At 72.0% G+C, this 20515-nt stretch carries 21 protein-coding genes; 16 read left to right on the top strand and 5 right to left on the bottom strand.

The genetic code is table 11. The features are described from left to right. Positions 1-6 precede the first annotated feature (6 nt). The 8 genes from B9O00_RS14140 (at position 7) to B9O00_RS14105 (ending at position 5486) form a co-directional block, all read left to right on the top strand. Entirely contained in the window at positions 7-726 is a 720-nt protein-coding gene (locus B9O00_RS14140) for an urease accessory protein (RefSeq protein WP_235017128.1), read from the top strand. Then, on the top strand, positions 726-968 hold the full coding sequence (locus B9O00_RS14135; RefSeq protein ID WP_085123332.1) for a hydrogenase maturation nickel metallochaperone HypA: 243 nt from the start codon (positions 726-728) through the stop codon (positions 966-968). The genes B9O00_RS14140 and B9O00_RS14135 overlap by 1 nt, the downstream gene beginning before the upstream one ends. Further along, on the top strand, positions 968-1849 hold the full coding sequence (gene hypB, locus B9O00_RS14130; protein WP_085123331.1) for a hydrogenase nickel incorporation protein HypB: 882 nt from the start codon (positions 968-970) through the stop codon (positions 1847-1849). The genes B9O00_RS14135 and hypB overlap by 1 nt, the downstream gene beginning before the upstream one ends. 406 nt (positions 1850-2255) lie before the next feature. Continuing rightward, positions 2256-2648 carry a GFA family protein gene (locus B9O00_RS14125; protein WP_085123330.1) on the top strand — a complete coding sequence of 131 codons (393 nt, stop codon included), beginning with the start codon at positions 2256-2258 and terminating at the stop codon, positions 2646-2648. Positions 2649-3138: 490 nt separating this feature from the next. Beyond that, positions 3139-3771: a glutathione S-transferase gene (locus tag B9O00_RS14120; RefSeq protein WP_159460218.1), complete on the top strand. Its 633-nt coding sequence runs from the start codon at positions 3139-3141 to the stop codon at positions 3769-3771. 88 nt (positions 3772-3859) lie between these two features. After that, positions 3860-4714: an IclR family transcriptional regulator gene (locus tag B9O00_RS14115; protein WP_085123379.1), complete on the top strand. Its 855-nt coding sequence runs from the start codon at positions 3860-3862 to the stop codon at positions 4712-4714. Next, the gene (locus B9O00_RS14110; protein WP_085123328.1) at positions 4711-5127 is read left to right on the top strand and encodes a hypothetical protein; all 417 of its coding nucleotides are present in this window, start codon (positions 4711-4713) and stop codon (positions 5125-5127) included. Before B9O00_RS14115 ends, B9O00_RS14110 begins: the two co-directional genes overlap by 4 nt. Then, positions 5115-5486 carry a MaoC family dehydratase gene (locus B9O00_RS14105; protein WP_085123327.1) on the top strand — a complete coding sequence of 124 codons (372 nt, stop codon included), beginning with the start codon at positions 5115-5117 and terminating at the stop codon, positions 5484-5486. The genes B9O00_RS14110 and B9O00_RS14105 overlap by 13 nt, the downstream gene beginning before the upstream one ends. Positions 5487-5501: 15 nt before the next feature. Here the strand turns inward: B9O00_RS14105 and B9O00_RS14100 are convergent, their stop codons facing one another. From B9O00_RS14100 to B9O00_RS14085, 4 genes are all read right to left on the bottom strand, one after another. After that, the gene (locus B9O00_RS14100; RefSeq protein WP_085123326.1) at positions 5502-5849 is read right to left on the bottom strand and encodes a Zn-ribbon domain-containing OB-fold protein; all 348 of its coding nucleotides are present in this window, start codon (positions 5847-5849) and stop codon (positions 5502-5504) included. Beyond that, entirely contained in the window at positions 5846-6991 is a 1146-nt protein-coding gene (locus B9O00_RS14095; protein WP_085123325.1) for a thiolase family protein, read from the bottom strand. The genes B9O00_RS14100 and B9O00_RS14095 overlap by 4 nt, the downstream gene beginning before the upstream one ends. 72 nt (positions 6992-7063) lie before the next feature. Further along, positions 7064-8188 (bottom strand): C4-dicarboxylate TRAP transporter substrate-binding protein, encoded by a 1125-nt coding sequence (locus B9O00_RS14090; RefSeq protein ID WP_085123324.1) that lies wholly within the window; start codon positions 8186-8188, stop codon positions 7064-7066. Positions 8189-8325: 137 nt separating this feature from the next. Beyond that, on the bottom strand, positions 8326-8805 hold the full coding sequence (locus tag B9O00_RS14085; RefSeq protein WP_085123323.1) for a PaaI family thioesterase: 480 nt from the start codon (positions 8803-8805) through the stop codon (positions 8326-8328). A 128-nt stretch (positions 8806-8933) separates the two neighbouring features. Between B9O00_RS14085 and B9O00_RS14080 the strand changes: the two genes are divergently transcribed. Further along, the gene (locus tag B9O00_RS14080; RefSeq protein WP_085123322.1) at positions 8934-10085 is read left to right on the top strand and encodes an acyl-CoA dehydrogenase family protein; all 1152 of its coding nucleotides are present in this window, start codon (positions 8934-8936) and stop codon (positions 10083-10085) included. A gap of 41 nt (positions 10086-10126) precedes the next feature. Here B9O00_RS14080 and B9O00_RS14075 read toward each other — a convergent pair whose 3' ends face one another. Beyond that, complete coding sequence (locus B9O00_RS14075; RefSeq protein ID WP_085123321.1) at positions 10127-10909, bottom strand: enoyl-CoA hydratase-related protein; 783 nt, start codon at positions 10907-10909, stop codon at positions 10127-10129. 146 nt (positions 10910-11055) lie between these two features. On the opposite strand from B9O00_RS14075, the gene B9O00_RS14070 reads away from it, so the two are divergent. The 7 genes from B9O00_RS14070 to B9O00_RS14040 all read left to right on the top strand — a co-directional run bounded on the left by B9O00_RS14070 (position 11056) and on the right by B9O00_RS14040 (position 20510). Then, positions 11056-12567: a 3-hydroxyacyl-CoA dehydrogenase gene (locus B9O00_RS14070; RefSeq protein ID WP_085123320.1), complete on the top strand. Its 1512-nt coding sequence runs from the start codon at positions 11056-11058 to the stop codon at positions 12565-12567. A 147-nt stretch (positions 12568-12714) separates the two neighbouring features. Then, positions 12715-13875, top strand: coding sequence for an ABC transporter substrate-binding protein (locus tag B9O00_RS14065; protein WP_200808506.1), 1161 nt, complete (start codon positions 12715-12717; stop codon positions 13873-13875). An 87-nt stretch (positions 13876-13962) separates the two neighbouring features. Then, a complete protein-coding gene (locus B9O00_RS14060; protein ID WP_085123319.1) occupies positions 13963-14829 on the top strand; it encodes a branched-chain amino acid ABC transporter permease in 867 nt (288 codons plus the stop codon). Positions 14830-14846: 17 nt separating this feature from the next. Next, positions 14847-16550, top strand: a complete 1704-nt coding sequence (locus B9O00_RS14055) for a branched-chain amino acid ABC transporter ATP-binding protein/permease (protein ID WP_085123318.1) — start codon at positions 14847-14849, stop codon at positions 16548-16550. Beyond that, complete coding sequence (locus B9O00_RS14050; RefSeq protein WP_085123317.1) at positions 16547-17302, top strand: ABC transporter ATP-binding protein; 756 nt, start codon at positions 16547-16549, stop codon at positions 17300-17302. The genes B9O00_RS14055 and B9O00_RS14050 overlap by 4 nt, the downstream gene beginning before the upstream one ends. 46 nt (positions 17303-17348) lie before the next feature. Beyond that, positions 17349-18380 (top strand): cyclase family protein, encoded by a 1032-nt coding sequence (locus B9O00_RS14045; protein ID WP_085123377.1) that lies wholly within the window; start codon positions 17349-17351, stop codon positions 18378-18380. A 12-nt stretch (positions 18381-18392) separates the two neighbouring features. Then, entirely contained in the window at positions 18393-20510 is a 2118-nt protein-coding gene (locus B9O00_RS14040) for an acetate--CoA ligase family protein (RefSeq protein WP_085123316.1), read from the top strand. Positions 20511-20515: the final 5 nt, after the last annotated feature.

Here is a 20515-nt window from a genome sequence, read left to right as displayed (position 1 = left end):
AGGGACGTGGAAGGGTTCCTGGCGCTCGGGTTTCTGTTCGGCATGCAGCACGCGCTGGAGGCCGACCATCTGGCGGCGGTCGGCGCGATGGCGATCGGGGCGCGCGGCTCGAAGCGGGGCCTGGCGCTGCGCGGGGCGCTGTGGGGCCTCGGCCACACCATCACGCTCTTCGCGATCTGCGCGGCGGTGATCCTGCTCGGCCTGACCCTGACCGACCGGCTGGCGGCCGCGCTCGAGTTCGGCGTCGGGGTCATGCTGGTGCTGCTCGGCCTCGACGTGCTGCGGCGCCTGCGCCGGCAGCGGATCCACTTCCACGCCCACCGCCACGGCGAGGGCAGGGCCCACCTCCATGCCCACGGCCATGCCGGCGCGACGCGGCCGCACGACGCGGACCCGCATCGGCACCAACATCCCTCCAGCCCGCCGCTGCGGGCGCTCTTCGTCGGCCTGATGCACGGCGCCGCCGGCTCGGCCGGCCTGCTCGCGCTGGCCGTGGCGGCGACGCGCGACGCCTGGCTGGCGGTCGGCTACGTGCTGGTCTTCGGGCTCGGCTCGATGCTCGGCATGGCGACCCTGTCGTTCGTCGCGGCCTGGCCGCTGGGCGCGGCCGAGCGCCACGCCAGCTGGCTCTACAAGGGCCTGTCGTTCGCTGCCGCGGCGCTCGCCCTCGGGCTCGGCGCCGACGTGATGATCGAGACCGGCCGCGCGGCCTGGGGCGGCTTCTGATGCACGAGCTGGGCCTGACGCGGAACATCGTGTCGATCGTGGCGGAGCACGCCGGCCGCCGCCGGGTCCGGCGCGTGCGTCTCGCGATCGGCCCCTTCGCCTGCGTCGAGCCCCGGGCGCTCAGCTTCTGCTTCGGCCTCGCCGCGGAGGGCACGGTGCTCGCCGGCGCCAGCCTCGAGTTCCTCGAGGCCGAGGGCGACGCCTTCCTGATCAAGGACTATGAGCTGGAGGAGGTGGCCTGATGTGCGGTACCTGCGGATGCTCGGACCCCGCCGATCCGGTGACCCTGACCGACCCGGAGAAGGGCGAGCGCTCGGTCCTGCGCCGGGGCCCGCTCGCCGGCCCCGGCCATGACGAAGGGCACCATCACCACCATGCCCATGGCCAGGGGCACGATCACGACCATGAGCATGGGCATGATCATGGTCACGACCAACCGCACGTCCACGGGCCGAACGGCGAGGTCGTCTCGCTGGAGCAGGCGGTGCTCGCCGAGAACGACCGGATCGCCCTGCGCAACCGCGGCTGGTTCGAGGGCCGGGGCGTGCTGGCGCTCAACCTGGTCAGCTCGCCCGGCGCCGGCAAGACGACCCTGCTGGAGCGCACCATCGAGGCGCTGGCCGGGGGCGTCGAGATCGCGGTGATCGAGGGCGACCAGATGACCGCCAACGACGCCGAGCGGATCCGCGCGGCCGGTGCCCGGGCGATCCAGATCAACACCGGCGCCGGCTGCCACCTGGAGGCCGACATGGTCGCCGAAGCGACCCGCAAGCTCGACCCGCCGCCGGGCTCGATCCTGATGATCGAGAACGTCGGCAACCTGGTCTGCCCGGCGCTCTTCGACCTCGGCGAGCGCATGAAGGTGGCGATAATCTCGACGCCGGAGGGCGAGGACAAGCCGCTCAAGTATCCGCACATGTTCCGGGCGGCCGGCGCGGTGATCGTGAACAAGATCGACCTGGCGCCTCACGTCGACTTCGACCAGGCGCGCTGCTTCGAGAACATCCGGCAGGTCAATCCGGACGCCGAGCTCATCGTGCTGTCGGCCCGCACCGGCGAAGGCATGGCGGATTGGCTCGCATTTCTGCGGCGTCAGCGGAGGGAAGAGCCGATCGGGGCGTGAGCGCGCGAGATCCCGGACTCGCGGGCAGGCCCCCGTCATCGCCTCCCCGTCCAGCGGGCGGGACACGAACCGCAGGCGCTCGTCCACCACCGGACACTCCTTCCGGGGTGTCTCGGCCTCCTGGCAGCCATGCCAGCCGGGAGGTGTTGCCCGTGTCTCCGGTACGGTCCGGCAGCTTTGTCGCGGACCGCCGAACCCCGCCAGCGCTGCCGCGCGGCCGGGTTCCTGCATTCGCGGGGACACAGACCCCGCACGCGACCGCTGCCAGGCGGCCCGGGCCGGGTCGACCCGGAACGCGGGCAGGACGCCGACGTCCGCGACCTATCGAGGCCCGCGGCCGGCAATTGAAACAACGGTGCCGTTCGTTGTAACCAATCCGACCGCTTGCCCTTGGAGGAGACGCGGCATGGACCGCTTCACCGGCGGTTGCCTGTGCGGCAACGTCCGAATCGTGGCGTCGGGACGCCCCTACCGGGTCGGCCTCTGTCACTGCCTCGACTGCCGCAAGCATCACGGGGCGCTGTTTCACGCTTCCGCGGTGTTCCCCGAGGACGCAGTGACGGTCGAAGGCGAGACCGGCGACTACGCCGGGCGCTTCTTCTGTCCCCGCTGCGGCTCCTCCGTCTTCGCGCGCAGCGGAGACGAAATCGAGGTGAACCTGGGATCCCTGGACGCTCCCGACCAGCTGAAGCCGACCTACGAGAGCTGGATCGTCCGTCGGGAGTCCTGGCTGCCGCCGTTTCCCCTCGCGAGACGATACGACGGCGATCGCGACGCCACGAGCCGCTTCGAGGAGTAGCGCGCCCGAGCGGCGCGACGGCGCCGCGTCGGGGCGACCGGAGGGGGCCTCCTAGCGGCAGGTCGGCACCCGCCCGCGGCCCGCTCCGCCAGGTCGTTCCAGACCTTCCGCTCGGCCAGCTTGCCGTTCTCGCGCTCGACGCGCTCGACGAAGCGGCCGGTACGCCGATCGCCACCTCGCGCGACGTCCGGAACGCTGCGGGGCTCTCGCCGCGCATCGAGGCTCGGACCTCGGGGGTCGAGACGCCGACCACGACAGCCGTCTTCTATCGAACAGCCGCGGCTTGCCGGCGCTCGGCCTCTCCGAGGCAAAATATCCCGTTGTCAGAATGATATTCGGAATAGAGAATGGCCGGACAAGAAGAGCCATGCCGGACGCGAGCGGCCGTCCGGCGGGACCCTGGGGAGGGCGAGGTGACGGACAGCGCAGGGCAGGCGGCCTCGGTCCGCCGGCGGTGGGGAGTTGTCGCGGGCCCGGGCGGGACCGGCCGATGACCGGCGGCTACACCCTGATCGGGCGGAACGCCTCGCCCTACACCCGGCGCGTCGCCGTGACGCTGCGCCTGCTGGACCAGCCCTTCGAGCAGATCAAGCTGGCGCCGTCGCGCGATGCCGAGGCGGTCCGGGCCTACAATCCGGCCGGCCGCGTCCCGGTGCTGCTGCTGCCGGACGGCGAGCGGCTGACCGACAGCGGCTTCATCATCGACTACCTGCTGGAGACGCACGACCTCTGGGGCCGGCTGCTGGCGCCGCGCGGCCCGCGGCGCCGGCGAGCGCTCCAGCGCCTCGCCCTGGTCCTGACTGCCCAGGAGAAGGCCGCCTATGCCGTCCGTGCCTCCAGGCAGCGGCCGCCGGGGTCGGAGGCCTCGCCGTTCGAGACGGCCTTGCGCAGCCAGGCGCGCACGGCCTTCGGCCTGCTCGACGAGAGCCTCGCGGATCTGCCGGCACCCGAGGGTGAGGCGGAGCTGAGCCAGGATGCGATCGCCGCGGCGATCGCCACGAGCTTCGCCCGCGCGGCCGACCCGCTGCTGCTCGAGGGCCTTTCGCTGCCGCGGCTGGAGGCGCTGACGGCACGGCTGGAGGCGATGCCCGCCTTCCTGGCGCAGCCCCTGGAAGCGCCTTGACGGGCGGGACGCCGGCCCCGGCGGTTTCGGGAGCCGGGCGACGGAAAGGCGTCGCGCGCGCCGGCCGGCCTCTGAAATGATGGAGAGGATGACGAGGCACGATCCTTCGACGGACGAGCCGGCCGCCGCGCCCGCCGCGCAGGCGCGCGCCCTGTCGGGCGCCCAGGGGCCGTCCGGCGGCGAGCCGAGCGGAGAGCTCGGCGGCAAGCCGGTCGGCGCGGTGCTCCATGCCGTGCGCCTGCTGCAGGTGCTGGCCGACTCGCCCGGGCCGCTCGGCGTCACGGCGGCGGCGCGCCAGGCGCGGGTCAATCCCTCGACGGCCTTCCAGATCCTGCGCACGCTGGTGCGCGGGGGGCTCGTCGCCTTCGATCCGGCGCTCAAGGCCTACAGCCCCGGCCTCGGCCTGCTCGCGCTCAGCCGCAGCCTGCTCGGACGCGACTACACCGACCTGCTGCGCCCCGAGCTGGTCCGTCTCGCGACCAACCACGAGTGCCTCTTCGCGCTCTGGCGTCTCGCCGACGAGCGCGCCGTCCTGATCGACCGGGCGCTGGCCGACACGCCGGTGCGCCTCGACATCCAGGTGACCCAGCGGATCCCGAGCCTGATCGGCGCGGTCGGCCGCGTCGTCGCCGCTCGCCTCGCCCTGCCCGAGGACGAGCTGCGCCGGCGCTTCAGCCATCTGCGCTGGCAGACCCCGCTGTCGTTCGAGGACTATCTGAGGGAGGTCGAGGAGGCGCGGGGCTGCGGCTACGGCCTCGATCTCGGCAATCTCTACACCGGCATCCACTCCGCCGCGGCGGTGGTCTGCGACGACCGCGCCCGCCCCTTCCTCGGGATCTCGGCCATCACGCTGGCTCAGTCCTCGCCGCCGGACAGGCTCCGCGCCATGGGCGAGGAACTGGCGGCGCTCTGCCGGACCGCCAGCGGCATTCCCGGCCGATGACCGGCGGCGGTCGGGGACCGGTGCTGCTCTACGACCAGCTGACGCCCGGCCAGGCCTTCGAGCCGCGCGTTTACCGGCTCGACGAGGCCCTCGCCGCCTGGCGGCGGGCCATGCCGGCCCCGGCGGCAAACGGGGCCCATGACGAAGCGGCGGTGCCGCGCGGCTGCCTGGTGGCGGTCATGATGCGGGGCTACATCGAGGCGGTGACCCCGCGTCCGCCGGGCAACATCCACGCCGGCCTCCTGCTGCGCTGGCATCGCACCGCCCGGCCGGGCGAGGACGCGACGGTCGCGCTGCGCTGCCTCGACAAGTGGCAGCGCAAGGGACGGCTCTGGCTGCGCTTCGGTGCCGGCCTCTCGACCGGTGCCGGCCCGGTGCTGGACAGCGAGATGGAGTTCGTATGGGCGGCGTGACCGCGACGACCAGCGGCCCCTGGCGGGCCTTCGGCGCCGAGGCTCTGCAGGCCTATGCGGAGCTGACCGCCGACTTCAACCCGCTGCACCTCGATGCCGACTTCGCGGCGAAGACGCCGCTCGGCCGGCCGATCGTCTACGGCACCCTGACCCTCGCCCTGGTCTGGGACCTGCTGGCGCTGCCGCCGGAGGGCCTCGGGACGGACCGGGTCGAGCTGCGCTTCCGTGCGCCGGTCTTCGTCGGCGAGGAGGTGCGCGCCGAGCTGCTGCCGGAGGGCGACGCGCCGGGTCGTGCCTTCCGGGTCGTCAAGCGCTCCGGCGAGAGCGCGATCGAGGGGCGCTGGCTGGCCGGCGCCTGAGGATTCTTCGGTCGGTCAGCCGGCCAGGGGCTCGGCGAGGTAGGGCGCCCCCGCGGCCGGGCCGAGTCGGCGCACCGCGACGGCCGTGCCGATCGGCAGCGGCGCGCGGGCCAGGGCCATGACCCGGTCGGCGCAGTGCTCCTCCAGCTCGACCAGGACCAGCGTGAAGGGCGCGGGCCCGAGCGGCGAGGGGCCGGCGGCGCGGTGCACCGTCGTGACCGACCGGACCCGGCCCCGGCCGCTGCTCTCGCAGGGCTCCGGGCCTTCGCGGCCGCAGGCCGGGCAGTAGAGCCGGCGCGCCAGCATGCGGTGGCCGCAGGCCGGGCAGCGCTGGAGGACCAGAGGCAGGGTCGCGCTGCTCATGCCGTGCCGCGCTCCAGCACCAGGCTGACGTGGGACGAGAGCACGCCGCCGTCGGCATGGACGAAGGCGCAGGCGGGATCGGCGACGGCCCGGGTCGGCGAGCGCCCGGCCATCTGGCGCGCCGCCTCGACGGCGTGGGCCATGCCGCCGGCGACGCCGCTGTGGCCGTAGGCCAGCAGGCCGCCGTGCGGGTTGAGCGGCTGCGGGCCGTCGAGCCCGAAGCGGCCGGCACGCACGGCCTCGGCGCTGCCGCCCGGCGCGGCGAAGCCGCAGGCCTCGAGCAGGATCGCCAGGGTCACCGAGAAGCTGTCGTAGATGCCGATCAGCCGGACGTCGGCGGGGCCGCGGCCGGCCTGGGCGAAGGCGGCGGCGGCGGCGCGCCGGGCGCCGGCGCCGATGTCGTCGGGCGCGTGCATCAGGCTGAGATGGGTGTGGGCCTGGCCGGTGCCGGCGATGCGCACCGGCACCGGGCCGGGCTCGGCCGAGACGACCAGGGCCGCGGCGCCGTCGGAGATCGGGCAGCAGTCGAGCCGCTTCAGGGGCGTCGCGATCGGCCGCGAGGCCAGCACCTCCTCGACCGTGACCGGTTCGGGGTAGTGGGCGCCGGGATAGGCGGCGGCGTGGCGGCGCATCAGCACGACCAGCTCGGCGAGGTCGGCCTCGCTGCAGCCGGTCTCGTGCAGGTAGCGCTCGGCGACCAGGGCATAGTAGGCCGGCACGGTGCCGCCGTTCGGCACCTCGTGCGCGGCGTCGCCGACCTGGGCCAGGGTCGAGATCGTCTGGTCGCTGCTCTGGCCGCTGCGGCGGTTCTCGCCGGCGACCACCAGGATGCGCCGCGCGGCGCCGGCGACGACCAGGTGGCGGGCCGCGGCCAGCATCGCCAGCCCGGTCGCGCCGCCGAGCTGGAGGCCGTGGGCATAGCCGGGCGCCAGGCCGAAATGCTCGGCGAAGGCGGTCGAGAGCATGAGGTGGGGGAAGGTCGTCGAATAGCCGACCAGCAGGCCGTCGATCGCGCCGCGCTCCAGGCCGGCGTCGTCGAGCGCCGCCTGCGCGGCCCGGCTCATGAGATCGAGGGTCGTCGCCGGCGAGAGGTCGCCGAAGGGCGTCAGGCCGGTGCCGACGATGTAGGCGCTGGAGGACATGCTCGCTCGGGCAGGAAGGCCGCCCCGCGCCGGTCGGCGCGGGGCGGCCCCGGGGTCCGTCTCAGGCGCCGCTCAGACGCCGTAGTCGTCGGGCAGCTTGTCGTAGACCTCGCTGCGGAAGCGCGCGATCAGCTTGTCGCGGTCGCCGCCGGTCTCCTCGACGATGCCCTGCCACTTGGCCAGCAGCTCGCGCAGCGTCTTGACCTCCTGGGCGGGGTCCTCGATGCCGCGCTTCTCCTTGGAGTCCTTGACGATGGTCTCGACATCGCCCTCGACGAAGTCGGCCTTCTGCTTGACCAGGTCGTCCGGCGCCTTGATGACCTCGACGCCGTGCTCCTTGCTCTTCGCCAGCACCTCCTCGTCGGTCTTGAGGTACTGCAGCGTCGCGTCGACGCCGGCGCGCGCGGCGTCGTTCAGCAGGAAGCGCCGCTGCTCGTTGCTCATCGCGGCCCAGGTGTCGTGGTTGTAGGACATCAGCGACAGCGAGTGGTAGGTGCCGAGGTTGACGCGCGTCACGTACTTGGCGGTGTCCCACAGGCTGTAGGAGCGCAGCGCGCCGATCGCCTGGATCGCGATGTCGAGCGCGCCCTTGTCCAGGCCCTCGTACATCTCGCTCGAGGGCACGTTGACCTCGACGCCGCCGACGTCGGCGGCCCAGCGCGACCAGAGCGAGCCGGGCACGCGCATCTTCTTGCCCTGGAGGTCGGCGGCCGAGCGGATCGGGACCTTCGAGATGATCGTATAGGGCGCCGTCGAGTAGGTCCCGGTGTAGACGATGTTCTGGGCCTGGTACTCCTGCAGGCAGGCCGGGCAGTGCAGCAGGTTGAACTCGCTGACCGCCATCATGGCCGCCAGGCTGGAGGGCGTCGACAGGCCCATGTCGGCGACCAGCTGGGCGTGCGGGAACTCCGCCGGGAAGTAGGTCATCGCCATCATGCCGACGTCGGCGATGCCGTCGCGCAGGCCGGACAGCGTCGGCTTGGCGCCGAGCAGCGCGCCGCCCTGGAAGTACTTCACGTCGAAGTCGTCGCGCTTCTTCAGCTCGGCGACGTAGGGGTCGTAGGCGCCGACCGCGACCGGATGCTTGGGGCCGACCCAGAGCGAGGCCGTGATGCTGGTGGCGGCGACCGACAGCCCGGCCGCGAAGAGGGTGCCGGCCGCGAATCCGCTCGCGACGAGCCACTTCAGCTTGAACATGGATCCTGTCCTCCCGTCTCTCTCGTGCTTCTTGTTCTGCGTGGCGCCGACCGCCCCAGGACAAGCCTGCTTCCGTCGCCGCGGCCGACATACTGACGCGTAGGATGGCGGCTTGTCCAGGCAGGGAACGCCGCGGCTCAGGCCGGCGGCGGGCCTTCGCCGGGGCGCGCCGGAAGCGGCTCGCGATAGCGGAAGGTGCCGGAGGCGGTGCAGAGCAGCAGGCCGCCGCCGTCGCGGATCTCGATGTCGGAGAAGAAGATGCTGCGACCGCCGCCGCGGACCTGCGCCTCCGCGGCCAGCAGCCCGTCGCCGGGCTGGCTCAGGAAGTTCGTGGTCAGCGACAGGGTCACGCAGCGCCGCCGCAGGCCCGGCGTATCGGGATAGCAGCCCGAGAAGCCGCCGGCGGCATCGGCGAGCGTCGCATAGATGCCGCCGTGCACGCCGGAGAAGCGGTTCAGGTGCCGCTCGTCGAGCGGCAGCACCATGCGGCAGAAGCCGTCGCTCCACGCGCCGACGCGATAGCCCAGCAGCCGCTGCAGGCCGACGACGATCTCGCCTGATCGCGGATCGTAGTCCGGGCTGTCCGACTGGACGGCGGGTTCGCTCGAGTCGCTCATGGCGTTCCTTTCCGGAAGTCTGCATGGATGCCCTGCCGCGCGCGACGGCGAAGGGGACTGGCGTTCGGCTCCGGCAAAAGGCAACCTACCCGGGCGTATGTCGAGTCCGACGATGACAGGAGATGGGGATGGGCAGCGAGGACGCCGAACTGGAGCAGCTGATCGACACGGTCGATCGTTTCGTCGAGCAGAAGCTCAAGCCGCGCGAGGAGGAGGTCGAGCGCACCGACCGTGTGCCCGACGACGTGGTCGCGGACATGAAGGCCCTCGGCCTGTTCGGCCTGACCATCCCGCCTGAGTACGGCGGCCTCGGCCTCGGCTGCTACGAGGAGGCGCGGATCGGCATGGTCCTGGGCCACACCTCGCCGGCCTTCCGCTCGGTCTTCGGCACCAACGTCGGCATCGGCGCCCAGGGCCTGGTGATCGACGGCACCGAGGAGCAGAAGCAGAAGTACCTGCCGGGCATGGCGAGCGGCGAGATCGTCGGCTCGTTCTGCCTGACCGAGCCCGAGACCGGCTCCGACGCCGGCTCGCTCAGGACCGCCGCCGTGCGCGACGGCAACGGCTACCGGCTCAACGGCACCAAGCGCTTCATCACCAACGCGCCGCGCGCCAACGTGCTGACCGTGATGGCCCGTACGGACCCGAACGAGCCGGGCGCCCGCGGCATCTCCGCCTTCATCGTCGACGCCGACACGCCGGGCATCCGCCTCGGCAAGCCCGAGAAGAAGATGGGCCAGCGCGGCGCTCATGTCTGCGACGTGGTCTTCGAGGACGCCTTCGTGCCGGCCGATGCGATCATCGGCGGCGTCGAGGGGCAGGGCTTCAAGACCGCCATGAAGGTGCTCGACCGCGGCCGCATCCACATCTCCGCGGTCTGCATCGGCGTCGCCGAGCGGATCATCGCCGACGCCGTCGGCTACGCGAAGGAGCGGCGGCAGTTCGGCAAGGCGATCGCCGAGTTCCAGCTGATCCAGGCGATGCTGGCCGACAGCGACACGGAATGCGCCGCCGCCCGGGCGCTGGTGCTCGACGCCGCCCGCCGGCGCGACGCCGGCGAGCGGATCACCAAGCTGGCGGCCATGTGCAAGTACTACGCGAGCGAGATGGTCGGCCGGGTCGCCGACCGCGCCGTGCAGATCCACGGCGGCTCCGGCTACATCGCCGACTACGCCATCGAGCGGCAGTACCGCGATGTCCGCCTGTTCCGGCTCTACGAGGGGACCTCGCAGATCCAGCAGCTGATCATCGCCCGCGAGCTGCTCAAGGAGCACGACTGAAGACTGCCCGCCGCCCCGCGGCATCGCCGCCGCCCGCCCCGCTACTCGCCGGTGAAGCTCGGCCGGCGCTTCTCGAAGAAGGCGGTCATGCCCTCGTTCTTGTCGCGGCTCGCGAAGAGCACCTGCAGCGCGCGCCGCTCCATCGCGAGGCCGGCCTCGAGGGAGGTGTTCTCCGAATGCAGGATCGCCTCCTTCGTCGCCTGCAGCGCGAGCGGCGGCAGCCTGGCCAGGGAGCGCGCCATGTCGAGCGCCGTGGCCAGCACCTCGGCGTCCGGGACCAGCTGGCTGACCAGGCCGATCCGGTAGGCCTCGGCGGCGTCGATCGGCTTGCCGGTCAGGCAGAGCCGCATGGCGTTGTACTTGCCGACCGCCCGGGTCAGGCGCTGGGTCCCGCCGGCGCCCGGCATGATCCCGACCCGTACCTCCGGCTGGCCGAAGGTGGCGCCTTCGCCGGCGACGATGATGTCGGCCATCATCGCCAGCTCCATGCCGCCGCCGAGCGCGAAGCCGTTGACCGCGGCGATGATCGGCTGCGGCGTCGCCATGATCGTCTTCCAGTACTTCTCCGAGCGCCCGCGCGCGATGTCGACCGCGCCGGCCGCCATGAACTCCTTGAGATCGGCGCCGGCGGCGAAGGCCTCCTCGTTGCCGGTCAGCACGATGGCGCGCACGCTCTCGTCGTCGTGGCAGGCCGCGAAGGCCTCGGCGAGCGCCTTGCGCGTCGCGGTGTTGAGGGCGTTGCGCACCTCGCCGCGGTTGATGCGCACGAGGACCACGGCCTCGTCGATCCGTTCGCTGAGCACGGGCTGGGAAGCATCGGTCATCTTGCGGTCTCCCTGTGGGGCCTCGGGGGGCGGATTTCCGGGCCGCGGCGGCGCGCCGCGCCGCTCCCTGCGGAGCGCCGCGCAACACCGTCTGGCCAAGGCGTTGGAATGCTTCTATCATATCATAACCTACTGGGGAGGATGTTATGCAGGGTGAAGTCGCTCCGGATCATTGCGTCGGCATCGTCGGCCTGGGCGCGATGGGCCAGGGCATCGCGCAGGTCTCGACGATGGGGGGCATGCGCACCCTGCTGTTCGACGCGAAGGAGGGCGCCGCCGAGGCCGGCCGCCAGCAGATCGTCAAGCGCCTGGAGCGGCTGGTCGAGAAGGGCCAGCTCGCAGTCGCGGACTGCGCCGCCATGGCCGGGCGCCTGGAGGTGGTCGGGGCGATCGCCGGCTTGGCGCCCTGCGACAGCGTGATCGAGGCGGTGATCGAGAACATCGAGGTCAAGATCAAGGTCTTCACCGAGCTCGAGGCCGTGGTGCGCGACGACGCCCTGCTGGCGACCAACACCTCCTCGATCCCGATCGGCGCGATCGCGCGGCACTGCCGGCAGCCGGGCCGCATCGCCGGCATGCACTTCTTCAATCCCGTGCCGCTGATGAAGCTGGTCGAGATCATCAAGGGGCCGGACACGGATCAGGCGGTCTGCGACCGGCTGGCGGCGCTCGGCCGGCGCATGACCCGCACGCCGGTCCAGGTCAAGGACGCGCCGGGCTTCCTGGTCAACTTCGGCGGCCGCGCCTTCACCACCGAGGCCCTGCGCATGCAGCACGAGGGCGTCGCCAGCCCCTCGCAGATCGACGCGATCCTGCGCGACTGCTGCGGCTTCCGCATGGGCCCCTTCGAGCTGATGGACCTGACCGGCATCGACGTGAACTTCCCGGTCTCGATCATCGTCTACGAGGGCTACATGGACGATCCGCGGATCGCGACCTCGCCGCAGCACAAGCTGCTCTACGAGGCCGGCCGTTTCGGCCGCAAGACCCGCCGCGGGCACTACGTCTACGACGAGGCGGGCAAGCGCTGCGACCCGGACGACGCCGACTACGCGCCCGCGGGCGCGGCGGCGACCTCGGTCGTGCTGGCCGAGGCCTCGCCCGAGCTGTCCGCCCTGGCCGAGACGCTGGGCCTGCGGGTCCTGGCCGCCGACGACGGCAAGAGCCCGCTGCTCGGCTACCCGGTCGGCGAGGATGCCACGAGCTTCGCGGTGCGCTGCGGCTGTGATGCTCGCCGGCTCGTCGCGCTCGACCTCTCGGCCGGCACCGACAAGCGCCTGACCCTGATGACCGCGCCGGGCGCCGACCCGGCGGTGGGCGACGCGGTGGCAGCGGCGGTGGTCGCCAGCGGCCGCAGGGCGACGGTGATCCACGATTCGCCGGGCTTCGTCGCCCAGCGCATGCGCGCCTTCATCGCCAACCTGGGCTGCTACATGGCGCAGATCGGGCTGGCCGTGCCGGCGGAGATCGACCTCGCGCTCAAGCTCGGCCTCAACTACCCGCTCGGCCCGCTCGAGATGGCCGGCGACCTGGGGCTGGCGACGACGCTGCGGATCATGGAGCAGCTGCAGGCGATCACCGGCGAGGACCGCTATCGCCCGAGCCTCTGGCTGCGCCGGCGCGCCCTGCTGGGCCTTGCCGCCGACACGCCGAGCTAGCGGCGCGACGTTTCGAGCCGAAGAGACGATCAGACGGAGTCGAGAGACAGGTAGCGAACAGTCATCACCCGGAAGGTCCGGCGTCCCCGAGAGACCGGCAAACGGCGAGGGGCGGGCGGACGACAGTCAGCATAGGGAGGACAGCTGATGAAGACGTTGCTGAGGCCGCTCGCGGCGGCCGTGATGTCCGTGGCGCTGGTCGGCGGCCTGGCCGCCGGCGCGTCCGCACAGGACAACCCCAAGAGCTACAAGATCGGCGCCATCCTGGCGATGAGCGGGAAGGCCAACTGGTACGGCAAGGTCATGTCGCAGGCCATCGAGCAGGCCGTCGACGAGATCAACGCCGCCGGCGGCATCGACGGCGTGCCCCTGGAGGCGGTCATCGAGGACCACAAGAGCGGCGTCGCCAAGGAAGGTGTCGCGGCGATGAACCGCCTGATCGACCTGCACGACGTCCAGGCGGTGCTGACCTCCTTCTCGCCGCCGACCCTGGCGATCGCCCCGATCGCCGACGAGAAGGGCATCTTCCTGCTCAACGGCGGCGGCGTCTCCTCGGCGCTGATCGGCGCCTCGAAGTATCTCTTCCACAACCGCTCGCTGGCCTCCGACCTCGGCCGGGCGGCGGCGACCCGGGCCCACGAGCTGGGCGCCAAGCGGATGGCCCAGCTGGCCTGGAAGTCGGACGCCGGCGAGAGCGTGATCAAGGCCGTCGAGCCCTACTGGACGGGCACGCTGGGCGGCGAGATCGTGGCCACCGAATCGATGGAGGTCGGGGCCACCAACATCGACACCCAGATGGCCAAGATCCGGGCCTCGAAGCCGGACGTCCTGGGCCTCTGGCTGTTCAGCCCCGACCCCGGCCTGGCGATCAAGCGGGCCCGCGAGTTCGGCATGAAGATGCCGATCATCGGCATCGAGTACAACGACCAGATCGCCAAGCTGGCCGGCAAGTACGCGGCCGGCTACGAGTACACCTCGGACTACTTCACGCCGGCCGAGGGCGGCTGGGCCAAGAAGTTCGCCGACGGCTACGAGAAGCGCTACGGCGAGCAGCCGGAGTTCTATGCGGCGAACTACTACGAGGGCACCTACGTCATCGCCGAGCTGATGCGCCGCGCCAAGGCCAAGGGCATCCCGATCAAGGGCGACAAGCTGGCCGAGCTGCTGCGCGAGAACCCGGTGTTCGACAGCGTCTACGGCGGCAAGATGACCTTCCAGGACAACGGCGTCGCCAAGAAGCGGGTCGCCCTGTTCAAGGTCGACGACGCCGGCAAGGGCGTCTTCCAGCACTACATCGAGGTCAAGTGACCCGGTGAGTCCCGCGGCGGCCGCCGGCTCCCCGGCGGCCGCCGTCCTTCGCACGCGACAGCCATCCCAGGGAACGGCGGCAGCGGCATGGACCTCTTCCTCCAGCTGTTCTTCAACGGCCTGACCAACGGCAGCTACTACGCGCTGCTCGGGGTCGGCTTCGGCCTGATCTTCGCGACCACGAAGATCGTGCACTTCGCCTACGGGCCGATCTTCGCCTGCGCCGCCTACGCGGCCTGGTGGGCGGCCTCGCTCGGCGTGCCGCTGCCGCTCGCCGGGGTCTTCGCGGTCGCGGTCGCGGCCGTCCTGGGGGTCGCGAGCTTCCTGGTGATCTACCGGCCGATCCAGGTGCGCGGCGCGCCCGGCCTGGTCGCGCTGATCGCCTCGCTCGGCCTCTTCATCCTGCTGGAGAACCTGCTCGGCATCGTCTTCGGCGCCGGCAACAAGGTGATCGAGAACGTCAACTACGACGTCTTCTTCCTGGGGCCGGTCTTCTTCACCTCGATCCATCTCTGGCAGATCGCCAGCCTGGCGATCCTCGGCGGCGCGCTGTTCCTGTTCCTGCGCTACACGCGCTTCGGCAAGGCGATCGTGGCGATGACCGACAACCGCGAGATGGCCGAGATCATCGGCATCGACACGACCCGCATGGCGATCGCCGTCTTCGCCATCGGCTCGGCGCTCTCGGCGGTCCCGGCCGTGCTGATCCTGCTCAAGGACGGCGCGACCACGCACATGGGCTTCCAGGCGGTCTTCATGGCCTTCGTCACGGTGGTGGTCGGCGGCATCGGCTCGATCCGCGGCGCCGTGGTCGGCGGATTCGCCCTCGGCCTGGTGCAGAGCCTGGGGCTCTGGAAGATCCCGACCGAGTGGCAGAGCTCGATCGCCTTCGTGGTGCTGTTCCTGATTCTCGTCGCGCGGCCCCAGGGGCTGTTCGGCGCGAGCCGGCTCTAGGGCGGAGGCGCAAGGCGGTGGAGTACCTCCTGCACATCGCTGTGATGGTCTGCCTCTATTCCATCCTCGCGACCTCCTTCAACCTGCTGATCGGCTTCGCCGGGCTGTTCGCCCTGTCCCAGGCCGCCTTCTACGGCCTCGGCGCCTACACCACGGCGATCCTGCTGGTCGACGTCGGCCTGCCGTTCCCGCTGCCGCTGATCGCCAGCGCCGTCGTCGGCGCCGGGGTCGGCACGCTGCTCGCGCTGCCGGCGCTCAGGATCGTCGGCGACTACCTCGTCGTCGTGACCCTGGCCTTCCAGATCATCCTGGTCGAGGTCGCGATGAACTGGACCGGGCTGACCGGCGGCACCGACGGCATCAGCGGCGTGCCGAACTACCAGGTCTTCGGGCTGTCGCTGGACTCGCCGACGAGCTTCCTGCCGGTCGCCCTGCTGGTCGCGGCCCTGTGCTTCTGGATCGCCTGGCGCCTGGCGACCTCGCCTTTCGGGCGCTCGCTCAGGGCGATGCGCGAGAACGAGAGCGCCGCCGTCTCGGTCGGCAAGAACGTCGTCGCCATGAAGCTGGTGGTCTTCGCCTTCTCGGCCGGGCTCGCCGCCGTCGCCGGCTCGCTCTTCGCGCGCTACTTCAACTACGTCGGCGCCGACAGCTTCCTGATCGAGGAGACGATCTACATCCTGGCGATGGTCATCCTCGGCGGCGCCGGCAACCTGGTCGGCTCGGTGCTCGGCGCGGCGATCCTGGTGATCCTGCCGGAGCTGCTGAAGTTCATCGCGCTGCCGGTCGACATCGCCGACAAGTCGCGCCTGGTGCTCTACGGCCTGGTCATGGTGGCGATCCTGATCTACCGGCCGCAGGGCCTGCTCGGCGAGCGCAAGACCCAGGCGCGCACCCGCGCGTCCAGCGGCCCCGGCGGCGGCGAGGCGGCGGCGGTCCCGCTCCGCGCCTCGGCCGGCGCGGCGGCGCGCGGCCGGACCATCGAGGGCCGCGGCCTCGCCAAGCAGTTCGGCGGCATCGTCGCGATCAGCAGCCTCGACATCCGCCTGGAGCCCGGCACGATCACCGGCCTGATCGGGCCGAACGGCGCCGGCAAGACCACCGCCTTCAACCTGTTGACCGGCTTCCTCAAGCCGACCGGCGGCGAGGTGCTGCTCGACGGCAGCTCGACCGGCGCGCTCAAGCCCTACGAGCTGGCGCGCGCCGGCGTCGCCCGCTCGTTCCAGGACCTGCGGCTCTTCACCAAGATGACCGTGCTGGAGAACGTGCTGGTGGCGCTGCCCGGGCAGGTCGGCGACAGCGTCTTCTCGGTCTACTTCCGGCCGGCGGCGGTGCGCCGCGACGAGGCCGCCAACGTCCGGCGCGCCCGCGAGGTGCTCGCCTTCGTCGGCCTCGAGGAGCAGCTGCACGAGACCGCCGAGAACCTGTCCTACGCCGAGGAGAAGCTGCTGGTCGTGGCGCGCCTGCTCGCGACCGGGGCCGACGTCCTGCTGTTCGACGAGCCGCTGTCCGGCCTCGACGGCGCGACGCTCCAGGAGATCTTCCCGGTGATGCGCCGGCTGGCCGAGAGCGGCAAGACCGTCTGCATCATCGAGCACAACCTGGACGTCATCAAGGAGCTGTGCAGCGTCGTCTACTACCTCGACGAGGGCCATGCCATGGCGGTCGGCCGGCCCGAGGAGCTGATGGCCGACCCCGAGCTCGCGGAGCGCTACTTCAGATGAGCAGGACCGACAGCGCGGCCGCAGCGGCCGAGACGGCCTCCGGGACCGAGGTGGTCCTCGCCGTGCGGGGGCTGGGCGCCGGCTACGGCCGCAAGCGCGTCGTGCACGACGTCAGCCTGGCGCTCGGCGAGCGCGAGGTGCTGCTGATGCTTGGCCACAACGGCGCCGGCAAGACGACGCTGCTGCGGGCGATCTTCGGGCTCGGCAAGCCGATGGGGGGCTCGGTCAGCTACCACGGCCGCGACATCACCGGCCGCAAGGCGGCCGAGAACGTTACCGACGGCCTCGCCTACGTGCCGCAGGGCCACGGCGTGTTCCGCACGCTCTCGGTCGCCGACAACCTGGAGCTCGGCGGCTTCGTCGAGCCGCGCTCGGCCCTGCTCGCCGAGCGCCGCGAGCGGGTCTTCGAGCTCTTCCCGATCCTCGCCGAGCGGCGCAGCCAGACCGCCGGCACCCTGTCGGGCGGCCAGCAGCAGATGCTGGCGATCGGCATGGCGCTGATGCACGAGCCGAGGGTGATCCTGCTCGACGAGCCCTCGATCGGCCTGGCGCCCAACCTGGTCGAGCGGGTCATGCAGGCGGTCGTCACGATCAACCGGACCATGGGGGTCGCGATCCTGATGGTCGAGCAGAACGTCCAGCTCTCGCTGCCGATCGCCCAGCGCGCCCTGGTGCTCAAGACCGGCGCGGTAGTGTACGACGGACCTCCGGATCCGTTGCGCGACCATGTCGAGCTGATGAAGCTGTTCTAGCAGGCCCCCTGCCGCCCCACCCGATAGCGAGTTCGAGGAGATGCCGATGACGTCGCCGCGCTGGGCCAGGCGCCCCGAGGGATCCAACTGGGGGGAGTTCGGGCCGGACGACCAGGCCGGTCGGCTCAACCTGATCGGTCCGGAGCAGGTGCTGAAGGGCATCGCGGAGGTCAGGGAGGGACGGACCTTCTGCCTGTCGCTGCCGCTCGACCTGCCCGGCGGCAACAAGCTGAACCCGCGCCGCCATCCGCCGCGGCTCTTCGCGACCGAGCGCCTGGGCGAGGCGAACTACAACTTCCCGCTGGCCCGCGAGGCGGCGCAGTTCACCGACGTGATCTCCGACGACGCGGTGCTGCTGCACACCCAGTACTCGACCCAGTGGGACGCGCTGTCCCATGTCGGCGGGCGCTTCGATGCCGACGGCGACGGCGAGGCCGAGGCGGTCTACTACAACGGCTGGCGCGCCGGGCAGGATGTCGTTCCGCCGCCCGACCCGACGGCGGCGCCCTTCGAGGGCCCCTGCGCCAGGCGCCTCGGCATCCAGGTCATGGCCGAGCGCGGCGTCCAGGGCCGCGCCGTCCTGGTCGACCTGCACGCGCACTTCGGCGACGCCCGCACCCTGGTCGGCTACGACGAGCTGATGCGCGTCATGGCGGCCGACAAGGTGACGGTCGAGCCGGGCGACATGGTCTGCCTGCACACCGGCTTCACGCGCATCGTCCGCGAGATGGGCGGCCAGCCCGATGCCGAGCGCCTGCACGGCGCGGCGGCGGCGCTGAACGGCCGCGATCCCAGGCTGCAGGACTGGATCCGCGACTCGGGCCTGGCGGTGCTGATCGCCGACAACTACGCGGTCGAGGCCTACCCGGCCGCCGAGGGCCACGGCGACTGCGCGGCCCTGCCGCTGCACGAGCTCTGCCTGTTCAAGCTCGGCATCCACCTGGGCGAGCTCTGGTGGCTGCACGACCTCGCCGGGCACCTGCGCGCACAGGGCCGCTCGCGCTTCCTGCTGACCGCGCCGCCGCTCAACCTGCCCGGCGCCGTCGGCTCGCCGGCGACCCCGATCGCTACGGTCTGAGGCGCGCGAGCCATGGCGATCAGCGAGCGCTCCCGCGCCTTCCTCGACAGCGTCCTCAATCCCGGCTCGGTCGCGGTGCTCGGCGCCTCCGACAATCCGAGCCGGATCGGCGGCCGGCCGCTCAGCTACATCCTGGAGGCCGGCTTCCAGGGCCCGGTCTATCCGGTCAACCCGAACCGCCCGACGGTCCAGGGGCTGACCGCCTATCCCTCGATCGATGCCGTGCCCGGACCGGTCGACTTCGTCATCGTGGCGCTGCCGGCCGCCCAGGTGATCGAGGCCGTCGAGGCCTGCGCCGCCAAGGGCGTGAAGGCCTGCGTCATCTTCTCCTCGGGCTTCGCCGAGATGGGCGAGGCGGGGGCCGCGGCCCAGGGGCAGCTCGGCGAGATCGCCCGGCGCACCGGCATGCGCCTGCTCGGCCCCAACTGCCTCGGCGTGTTCAACGCCGCCAACGGCCTCTTCGCGACCTTCACCACGACCCTCGACCGCGGCATTCCGAAGCCCGGCCACATCGGCATGGTCAGCCAGTCGGGCGCCTACGGCAGCCACCTCTACTACCTCTGCAGGCTCAAGGGCCTGGGCGTGCGCTCCTGGATCACCACCGGCAACGAGTGCGACGTCAGCGTCGCCGAGGGCCTGCTCGCGCTCGCCGAGGACGACCATACCGAGACGATCATCGCCTATGCCGAGGGCGTGACCGACGGGCCGCTGCTGATGCAGGCCTTCGAGACGGCGCGGCGCAACGGCAAGCCGGTCGCCTTCATGAAGGTCGGCCGCTCCGCGGTCGGCGCCGAGGCGGCCAGCTCCCACACCGCCGCGCTGGCCGGCGCCGACCGGGTCTACGACACGGTGTTCCGGCAGTTCGGCGTGCACCGGGCGAGGACGACCGAGGAGCTGATCGACATCGCCTACGCGACCACCAAGAAGGTCTATCCGGCCGGCCATTCGCTCGGCCTGGTGACCATCTCCGGCGGCGCCGGCGTGCTGATGGCCGACGCCGCCAGCGACCAGGGCTTCGAGGTGCCGCCGCTGCCGGAGCCGGCCCAGGCGAAGCTCAAGGCGCTGCTGCCCTACGCCTCGCCGCGCAACCCGGTCGACATCACGGCGCAGGCCTTCAACCAGATGGACCTGGTCTCCCGCAACATGGAGATCATGCTCGGCGAGGGCGGCTACGACGCGGTGCTGGCCTTCTTCACCTCGGTCGCCGGCTCGACCCTGGCCGAGCCGCTGCGCGCGGCGATGCGCGAAGGCATCCGCGGCTTCGAGGACCGGCTGATCGCGCTCTCGATCATCGCCCCCGAGGCGGTCGTGAAGGCCTACGAGTCCGACGGCATGCTGGTCTTCGAGGACCCGACCCGCGCCCTGGTCGCGCTGCGCGCGCTCTGCCGCTTCGGCGAGAGCTTCGCCCGGCGCGACGAGCGGCCGGCGGTCGAGCCGGCGGCCGGGCGCCTGCCGGCGGAGGCCCTGGACGAGCGCCGCTCCAAGGCGATCCTCGAGGCGGCGGGCCTGCCGGTGCTGGCGGACCGCCTCGCGGCCGACGCCGAGGCCGCCGTCGCGGCCGCCGGGGCGCTCGGCTATCCGGTCGTGCTGAAGATCGTCTCGCCCGACATCCTGCACAAGACCGAGGTCGGCGGCATCCGCGTCGGCCTGGGCGACGCCGAGGCGGTGCGGCGCGGCTTCGCGGAGATCCTGGAGTCGGTGCGGGCGAAGCGCCCGGAGGCGCGGATCGAGGGCGTCATGGTGGTGCCGATGGCCGGCGGCGGCGTCGAGACGATCCTGGGCGTGCAGCGCGACCCCGTCTTCGGGCCGGTCGTGCTGTTCGGCCTGGGCGGCATCTTCACCGAGGTGCTGGAGGACGTGTCGCTGCGCGTCGCGCCCTTCGGCCGGGAGGAGGCGCTGCGCATGATCCACGAGATCCGGGGCGTGAAGCTGCTGCAGGGCGCGCGCGGCGCGCCGCCGGCCGACATCGGGGCCCTGGCCGACGCGCTGGTCGCGCTCGGCCGCTTCGCCGCGGCCCATGCCGGGGACCTGGAGACCTGCGAGCTCAACCCGCTGCTGGTGCGGCCCGAGGGCCAGGGCTGCGTCGCCCTCGACGCCCTGCTGGTCGGCCGCTCGCCCGCGGCGGAGTGACGGCC

The sequence above is a fragment of the Tistlia consotensis USBA 355 genome (assembly GCF_900177295.1).
Classification (GTDB): Bacteria; Pseudomonadota; Alphaproteobacteria; order Kiloniellales; family DSM-21159; genus Tistlia; species Tistlia consotensis.
The sequence above is the reverse complement of the archived record's forward strand: the minus strand, read 5'-3'. Positions and strand labels throughout refer to the sequence as shown.